Here is an 8,946-nt window from a genome sequence, read left to right as displayed (position 1 = left end):
CCGAATCTTCATGTTCTGGAGGACGGTGTTCGACCGAAGGACGAGCGACTCACCGATGGTGTACGTCCGCCCCTCTCCATCGACGATCCCGTAGCCGTGAGCGTCGGTTTTCCGGTGAGCCCTGTCGATCCGCTTCTGGATTTTGGATGCCGAGGCGTTCGGCGGAACGGTTTCACGGGCCTGCTGGGTTCCGCTGGGCCCCGCTGCTTCGCTCGCCACGGACGACTCGGTGTCGGCGGAGGCACGTCCGCCAAACGCCATCGCCGCGAGACCGCCTGCACCCCGGGTCAGAACCGACCGACGTGACGTTCCCTTCGACTGTTCGGTGCTGGCGCTGTCGCGTTCCTCCGGCTGGCGGTCACTGTCGACCATGCCTTTTGCTACAACACCACACTACATATAATTATCGGTCAGCGAGACGGTATTGTTCGGCGAGCCGGCTCCAGCGGACTGCAGGCGATCGAGGCCGTGATTTCACACAACGGAGCGCGCTGTCGACGACCCCGACCGGGTTCGGGAGATGGGAAGGAAAACGTGCGACCTGCCGTTCTATGCCGGGTAAAGGCGTTCGAGACTCGCCCTGTAGCTCTCGGCGACCACCTCGTGGACGAGCCACACCCCCCAGGGTACACGGAGAGGCAGTCGACGATCCGTGGACTTCCACCGCACCGATCCTCACGTCCGATACTGCACTTGCCCACAGGATGGCTGGACGTTCGGCACTACTCGGTCGGCCGAAGTGGGGCGGCGCTTCTCCGCGAGCGATGGTGGACAAGGGGGACGTTCTGACTCGATGGCAGGGAGCCGATCGAAGCCTCCACCATTGTAAAACTATCCGAGCAATGCTCCACTCGATCCAGATATGCTCGGAGCTTCTGACTCATACAGAATATATTTGTACCAATAGTAGATAGACGAGGTCGAGACGGATTTAGTAACACTCCTACGGGTGTTACCGCCCTCAGTTATACTCGAACAGCTCGGTTCGGGACGTCGGGTCGGTTCGATTTCTGTCACACTTTGGAGACGGACACGAAGTAAGCACCGTGCTCCTCTCCGTCGTCTTCGAACCACGCCTGTAGTTCCACAGGGCCGTCCTCCACATCGACGACGAAGGTGACCGCCGCTGTCTCGTGTGGAACGGGATTCGTGCGCTCGGTCCCACCGATCAGGATTCCGGCCGTATCCGGATCGATGGACTCAGCGTGTGCGGTCCAGCCTCCACCGGGGCTGCCGTAGTCGATCTCGGTGAGCTCGGTCGGGAGTCCGTCGATCGGTGCACCGCTCTCGGCGGGCCAGCGGCGGAGTTCGATCTCGTACTCGCCCGGGTTCGCGACCCCGAGTGCCCAGAACCCGTTTGCCGCTTCGCCTTCGAGGATCTGTCCCTGATTCCACGGTGTCGTCTCGCATTCGTGCCAGTCGTGACAGGTGAGTTGGACGGGGTCTTCCTCGTCGGTGCCGACGACGATGCGCGAATATCCCTGGAAAGGACCGACGTCATCCCACCACTCTTCGTAATCCCGGCGGAGTTCAGCAACAACGTCGGGATGGTCATCGGCGACGTCTTCCGCTTGTCCCGGATCGGCCTCGATGTCGTACAGCATTTCTCCTCGAACGAGTCGCCAGCGATCGGTCAGAACGGCGCTGTCTTTCCACTTCTCGGGCCACTCGACGCGCTGACTATCGACGAACACGGTTCGGTCGGGGGGCGTTGTGTCTGCACCCTCTAGGAAGGGCCGCAGGCTCTGCCCGTCGAACTCGACATCGGGCTCCTCGATGCCACAGAGGTCGACGAGCGTCGGCAACAGGTCGTATCCAGCCGCCAGCGTCTCCACTGTCTCGTCCTCGATCCGATTCGACCAGTGAACGAAACAGGGAACCCGATGACCGCCCTCGTAAGGGGACCCCTTCTGGCCCCGCATACCGGCGTTGTAGTACGGACAGGAGCTCCCGTTGTCGCTCATGAAGATCAAAACCGTCTCGTCGGCGATACCGAGATCACCGAGTCGCTCGCGGAGCCGCCCCAGATTGTCGTCGATGTTCGTGATCATGGCATAGAAGCGTGCGACGTCCTCGGGGACATCGTCGATGTACCGATCGAGATACTCGTCCGGCACTTGCCAGGGGCCGTGGGGTGCGTTCGTCGGCACGTAACAGAAAAACGGTCGGTCCTCGCTGGCGTTCGACTCGATGAACTTCGAAGCCTCTTCGAACCACACGTCGGTACAGTAACCGTCAGTGCTCTCGGGATCACCGTCGCGAAAGTACGTGTCGTCGAAGTAGTCGTTGCCCCAGTAGTCGGGCGTCTGGGCGACTCCGCCCCCGCCGTGGACGAGGACGTCCTCGAAGCCGCGGTCCCCCGGTCGGAAGGGGTAGTTATCCCCCAGATGCCACTTTCCGAAGATGCCTGTCCGGTAGCCCGATTCCGCGAAGACGTCGGCCATCGTCGTTTCTTCCCGATCCAGGAGGGAGCGGCCCATGACTGTGTGCCAGACGCCGGTTCGGTTGTCGTAGCGCCCCGTCATGAGCGCTGCCCGTGTCGGTGCACAGGTCGGGCTGACGTGGAAGTCCGTGAGTCGGGCGCTATCATCGTGAAGCCGATCCATGTGTGGGGTCTCTATCGTCCGATTGCCGTGACGTGCCACGTCACCGAATCCCTGGTCGTCCGTCACGACGAGGATCACGTTCGGACTCCGTCTCTCGGCTGTCGCCATAGTGTGTGCCCGCGGACGAACTGTATAAAGGAGGTGGGTGTTCGTCTTTCGGTACCCTCGGCAGCACCCGCTCCATGCTAACTCGAAAACGGTCGAAGAACGCCAGCCGTCAGCGCTCCGAGAGGCTGGCAGAAGGTGCACAAACTCACACCGAGTTCGGCGACAGGGGAACGATCGGTGGAACCGTTTCCGAATAGCTGGCTACACGGGTAAGCTCGTGCAGCCGGGCTGATCCAGCGTAAGAACGGGAAACAGGAGATCGACGCTCGATGCTGGTCGCTGTCGGCTTCCTCCGTGAGAATTACAAAAACCTCGAAAGGTTCCGTCGAGCGTCCACCGAAACCTCCGACGGCTCACTCACCTACCGTTCTTTCCACGACTGGTTCGTGCCTGCTCGCGCTCTATGGTGGAGCCCTGCCGATCGTATGCATTCCATCACCGTTGTCCCGAGATTGTTGTATCTAAGTTTAGAGTACCCTCATGCAAAACTTTATATGCACCCGGTCGAAACCGGGTCGTGCAATGTCAAGAGATGACACCACAAGGTCGTCGACACGTCGTTCGATCCTCCAAACCGGGGGTCTTCTGACGGCCGCCACAGGTGGATGGCTACTGAGTAGCGGTGAGGATGACACGGTCGCTACCGCGGAAACTCACAGCAGCGACATCGGTAGTGCCGGTGCGAGAGGACGACAGGAGAACGCACCTTTCGCTCCGGACGACCACGATCACAGTGGTCAGCGTGGTGGTATCGACCAGCTCGGGGTGGAGAACCCCGTTGCATCGATCGCTGTCGACAGGGTAGCCACTCCCTCCAGATCGGCTGACGTCGTCGTATGGAAGGACGGCGAGGGGACGATCTACGCCGACGGTTCCGAGACCATCACGACGGGCTCTGACGCGGCAACCGTCATTCAGACGGCTCTCGACGGTCTCACCGAAGGGAGGGAACATCAGGAGGTCGTGCAACTGAAAGGCGACTTCACCTTCTCCACCGCCGTCACCGTCCCGAGTAACGTCATGCTGGAGATTCGGGGGCGAATCACCCCCACGGACGAGCTATCGAAAACGACTTCCAACGCACTGTTCACGTCTACCGACACGACGAACATCACCATCCAGGGAGGCACTCTCGAAGGCACTGCTCCAGAGTCAGCGGGTTACGGCCGGAGTGGTCACGAATCGGCTGGCTTTAGCGCGTTCTGGTTCGAGGGCGTTACAGACGTCGACTTCGCTAACCTTCGGATCAAAAACTTCGTCGGGAACGGTATCCGCGTAACGGCTGGCTCTTCGTTCGCAAACGACAAGTCCCGGCGTGTGCGAGTCCTCTCCTGTAAGATCTCGAATGCCATTCGAGGCGTACATTTCAAGGTCGTTCACGACGCTCTCATCGCATCGTGTATTGCCAACGAGACCGGGTTCGACGGATACGACGTCGACGCGTTCTGTAACGACGTGCTGGTGGCGGACTCGATCGCCAAGGACAACGCGCGCTCGGGCGTCTTCGTCGAAGTATCGTCAAGCAACGTCGTCATCGATAGCGGAATATACGAAGGGAACCAACATGGGGTGTTCGTCAACGGTCACCCGGAGCAAACGACCGAGTTCGTCACGATAAACAGTGTTATCTGCAGACATAACCGCAACAGGGGGATCTTTCTGCAACTCGCCGACGGTGGGGGGCCGACGGAGGAAGAGTTCGAGAAAGGGGATACGCGGAACATCCTCGTCACAAACTGCCAGGTCAACGGCAACGGGCAGAAGGATGACCCGCAGTTTCCTCAGGCAGGGATTTTCGTCGCGGGCGGAAACGTCGATCTGAACGTCCGGAACTGTGTCGCCACGGACAACCAGGAGTCGAAGACACAGCCGTACGGTATCGGTGGCTGGTGGGGGTCGACGGGAGATGTGACTATCGTCGGCAACGACTTCGAAGGGAACGCAGAAGACAGTGTCTTCAACCTCGAAAACATCGGGGAGAGTACCGTCGAGTTCAGAGACAACCAGGGGGCTCCGACACGCACGACCGGTACTGCGACGTTCAGCGGCGACGGCTCGTCCAGTTCGTTCACCATCGGAGCGCACGGCCTGGCGACCGCCCCAGCGTCACGCTCGGACGTCAGTGCGACTCTGACCCCCAGTTCGGGAGGAGCCATCGACGCCACTCCTGCCACAGTGTACCCCGTAGAGAGCGGTTCTGGGGACGGCTACGACGCGCTCGAGGTATCGTTCGCCTCGCCGCCAGAGTCCGGCGACGAGAACGTCGCGTTGCGGTGGACTGCAGAGTTGACGTCCTTCTGGGGATGACACGACTCTATCGGCGCTGATCTCGAACGACTGGATCGAGCCGACTGGAGGACGACGAGCGACTCGGTTCCGCGACGCATCGTGAGGTTTGGGGATGGTTTCGGCCGTAGCACCGGATTCGGCACTATCCGTACACGGTCACGGAGTGTCCGATCGGTCTTCGTCCCCGGCCTTTCGCCGCTGCCGTAGTTCCGGGTACGCGTCGTCGGTGTCGCCGAGTGATTCCTTCAGGTCGAACAGGCGCTCGGTCAGGTCCTCCCGGACGTTCGCGTAGTCGGGATCTTCGTAGACGTTCCGGAGTTGGTGGGGATCGTCCCGCAGGTCGTACAGCTCCCACCCCGGCTCGCTCGGATCGTCCTTCGCCCCCGCTGCGTCCAGAGGAAGGCCGTAGAAGTACGAGAGGACGAAGCGGTCGGTTCGGATCCCGTAGTGGGCCGGTACGTCGTGGTGTGCGCGATGCATCCAGTACCGATAGTACACCGCATCCCGGGGCTCCCGGTCTGGCCTGTTCTCCAACGTGTCCCGGACGCTCCGGCCCTGCATCCCCGTGGGCGTCTCGACGCCTGCGTAGTCGAGGAACGTGGGTGCGAAGTCGACGTTCGCGACGAGGTCTTCGGCGACCGTGTCCGGTTCGATCTCGCCGGGATAGCGCGCGAGAAACGGCATTCCCATCGACTCCTCGAAGATCCAGCGCTTGTCGGTGTAGTCGTGCTCGCCCAGCAGCTGTCCCTGATCTGAGGTGTAGACGACGAGCGTGTCCTCGGCGAGACCCATAGCGTCGAGATGGTCGAGCAATCGACCGACGTTCTCGTCCAGCGCAGCTACGGTACGAAGGTAATCCTGGAGGTACTTCTGGTACGACGCACGGGTCTCCTCCGCCGCACTCATCCCCTCGGTGTCGAGCGTTCCGGTCGGCCAACGGTCCTGACTCTGGTCTTCGACCAGGTTCCGCACCGGGTTCGACGCCGAAACGGTCGACCCGCGTTCCCGGGTCGCCCCCGAGCGGTGTGCTTTGTCCTCGAAGAGGCTCCCAGGCTCGGGGATCTGCTGTCCCTCGTAGCGGTCCTCGTACCGATCCGGATACACCCAGGGGTCGTGCGGGGCCTTGAAGTGACACATCATGAAGAACGGATCGTCCCCGTCGCCACGACCATCGTCGAGCCACTCGATCGCCTGGTCGGCGACGACGTCCGCCGAGTACCCCTCGTGGACCTCGCCGCCGCCGGTGTGGTAGTACCCCCGGTCGTCGTCTTCGGTGTCGTACGCCTCGTCGTCCCACGGCTGACCCTTCTCCTTGAGACGTGGATCGATATAGCGCCCCTGTCCGGAGAGAACGTTGTAGTAGTCGAACCCGCTCGGCTGCGTGTGAAGGTGCCACTTGCCGATCAGCGCCGTTTCGTAGCCCGCGCCCCGAAGCTGGTGTGCGACGTGGTCCCGTTCTTCGTCGAAGGAGTCCTGAAGCGTGCGAACACCGTTCCTGTGGCTGTACTCCCCGGTCAGGATGGAGGCACGGCTCGGGGTGCAGATCGCGTTCGTACAACAGCAGTTGTCGAGACGGACGCCCTCGCGAGCGATCCGATCGATGTTTTCGGTCGGTGTGACTCCCGCGAGATGGGAGCCGTACGAACCGATCGCGTTCCGAGCGTGGTCGTCCGCCATCACGTACAGGATGTTCGGCTGCGAGCTATCGCTGCTCATACCCTCCGGTGAGGGCCCCGGATCAAAAACTCATCGGCGAGTCCCCGGTCGACGTGTTCGGTCGTCGTGAGTGCCGCGACGGTCTCGGGTCTCTCGAACGCCCGGCGGGTGTTCGCTCGTCGAGGGGTCCCGACCGGACAGCGCCCCGGCGTCACCTCACTCGTAGTTGTGGTACACCGTCTTCAGCTGGGTGTACTTCTGGAGGCCGTACTTGCCGTCCTCGCCACCCGTTCCGGATTCGTTCCAGCCGATGTGGTGGCCCTGCCACAGCTCGCCGATCGACCGGTTGATGTACGTCTCGCCGAACTCGAGCTCCTCGGCGAACCGCATCGCGAGCTGGTAGTCGTCCGTGTACACGTACGAGGAGAGTCCGTATCGCGAATCGTTCGCGTACTCCAGGGCCTCCTCGAACGAGTCCACGGTCGTCACCGGCAGAACCGGACCGAACACCTCCTCCTGCATGATGTCCATCCCCTGTTCGGCGTTCGTGACGAGCGTCGGCTCGTACCAGTGGCCGGGACGGTCCGGTGCTCGCCCGCCGACCTCGACCTCGGCACCTTGCTTTCGGGCGTTTTCGACCGCAGCAGCGGACTTCTCGACCTGCTCGGCACTGACCAGCGGACCCATGTCCGCGTCCCCGAGCGGATCGCTCAGTTCGAGATCGCGCGCAGCCGTGGCGTACTTCTCGACGAACTCCTCGGCGACGTCCGAGTAGACGTACACTCGCTCGGCACAGGTGCACACCTGCCCGGCGTTCGCGACGCGTGCCGCCAGTACCTTGTCGATGGCGGCGTCCAGATCCGCGTCCTTCCAGACGATGGCGGGTGCTTTGCCACCGAGTTCGAGCGAGACCGTGGTGAGGTCGTCGGCAGCATCCCGCATGATCGCCTTCCCGGTCTCGACGTGGCCCGTCATCGTCACCATGCTCACCTGATCGGCGGTGACCAACGCCCGTCCGACGTCGCCAGCACCGGTGACCAGATTGAGAACCCCGTCGGGGACGTCGCCCTCTTCGTGGATGAGTTCCACGAGACGGATCGTCGCCAGGGGCGTTTGCTCGCTGGGCTTGCCGACCAGCGTGTTGCCGGTGACCAATGCCGGCGCGAGCTTGCGCACGAACACGGCGACGGGGTAGTTCCACGGGATGATCGCGGAGACGACGCCGTGTGGTTTGCGGAGGAGATGGACCGATTCACGACGCGTATCGCCCGGCAACACGTCGCCTTCGATGCGTCGGTCCCACTCGGCCATGTACTGAACCAGGTCGGCAGCGTCCTCGATCTCTCCCCGAGCGTGCTCGATCGGTTTCCCCTGCTCTCGCGTGATCAGCTCCGCCAACTCGTCGGTGTGCTCCAGCATCAGCGCCGACACGTCCCGCAGGACGTCCCCGCGCTCGCGTGCGGGAGTCAGCTCCCACTCCTTTTGTGCCGAAGCGGCAGCGTCGAGTGCGGCTTCGACGTCGGCCTCGCTCGCACTCCGGACGTCGGCGATCGGCTCCTCGGTCGCCGGGTTCGTCACCGGAATCGAGCCTCCGCCGGAAGCTTCGCGCCATGCTCCGTCCACGTACAAGGTGTCTGTCGTGTTCACGCTCATGGACGTGTAGGTGCTGCGGGCACGGCTGTATAAAGATTCGGAATAACGCGATCGAGTCCCCGTTTCAGGCCCGTTACCGTCGATCTCCACCTCGGCGAGGGGTCTCGTGAGCTCCATCGGCCACGCTGGGGTGGGAGCGCCTTCTTGCCATATCGTTGATTGACGACGGCAAGTATTTGCCCATTCATGGGATTGATCACCCTCCGAAAGCATCTGCTGGCATGAAACTACACGGGCGCACGGTCGGGCGGGACGTTCGGGAGCTCGGCGCGCTGGTCGGTGACGTTCTCGAAGCGCAGACCTCGACCGACGCGTTCGAGACGGTCGAGGAGCTCCGCACCACCGCGATCGACTACCGCGACGGCGAGCGCGACTCGCGCGACGCCCTCGATCGCACGCTGCGCGGCCTCGAACCCGAGACCGCGGTCACGGTCGCGCGCGCGTTCACGACGTACTTCGAGATGGTGAACCTCGCCGAGGAGCGCGAACGCGTCCGCGCGATCCGGACCGCCTCCCAGGAGGGCTCGCTCGCGGACAGTTTGCATGCCGCCGTCGAGAGTCTCGCCGACCGCGATCCCGCGGTCGTCGAGCGAATTCTTGGAGACGTACTGATCGAGCCGACCTTTACTGCGCA

The 8,946-nt window shown here is 62.6% G+C and carries 6 protein-coding genes; 2 read left to right on the top strand and 4 right to left on the bottom strand.

Annotated features, from left to right (window positions below):
• Nucleotides 1-372: hypothetical protein (locus tag TX76_RS16840; RefSeq protein ID WP_154019145.1), on the bottom strand; the 372-nt coding region annotated here is incomplete at its 3' end.
• Between the two features lie 641 nt (nucleotides 373-1,013).
• A complete protein-coding gene (locus TX76_RS16835) occupies nucleotides 1,014-2,714 on the bottom strand; it encodes an arylsulfatase (RefSeq protein ID WP_049904160.1) in 1,701 nt (566 codons plus the stop codon).
• Nucleotides 2,715-3,236: 522 nt separating this feature from the next.
• Here TX76_RS16835 and TX76_RS16830 point away from each other — a divergent pair.
• The gene (locus TX76_RS16830) at nucleotides 3,237-5,021 is read left to right on the top strand and encodes a right-handed parallel beta-helix repeat-containing protein (protein ID WP_195156087.1); all 1,785 of its coding nucleotides are present in this window, start codon (nucleotides 3,237-3,239) and stop codon (nucleotides 5,019-5,021) included.
• Between the two features lie 138 nt (nucleotides 5,022-5,159).
• Here the strand turns inward: TX76_RS16830 and TX76_RS16825 are convergent, their stop codons facing one another.
• Both TX76_RS16825 and aldA read right to left on the bottom strand, forming a co-directional pair.
• Nucleotides 5,160-6,719: a sulfatase family protein gene (locus tag TX76_RS16825; RefSeq protein ID WP_049904156.1), complete on the bottom strand. Its 1,560-nt coding sequence runs from the start codon at nucleotides 6,717-6,719 to the stop codon at nucleotides 5,160-5,162.
• A 156-nt stretch (nucleotides 6,720-6,875) separates the two neighbouring features.
• A complete protein-coding gene (gene aldA, locus TX76_RS16820; protein ID WP_049904155.1) occupies nucleotides 6,876-8,312 on the bottom strand; it encodes an aldehyde dehydrogenase in 1,437 nt (478 codons plus the stop codon).
• A 221-nt stretch (nucleotides 8,313-8,533) separates the two neighbouring features.
• On the opposite strand from aldA, the gene TX76_RS16815 reads away from it, so the two are divergent.
• A partial coding sequence (locus tag TX76_RS16815; protein WP_228842432.1) for a phosphoenolpyruvate carboxylase occupies nucleotides 8,534-8,946 on the top strand: 413 nt, incomplete at its 3' end.

The organism is Halococcus agarilyticus, from assembly GCF_000334895.1.
In the GTDB taxonomy this organism is placed as follows: domain Archaea; phylum Halobacteriota; class Halobacteria; order Halobacteriales; family Halococcaceae; genus Halococcus; species Halococcus agarilyticus.
The sequence above is the reverse complement of the archived record's forward strand: the minus strand, read 5'-3'. Positions and strand labels throughout refer to the sequence as shown.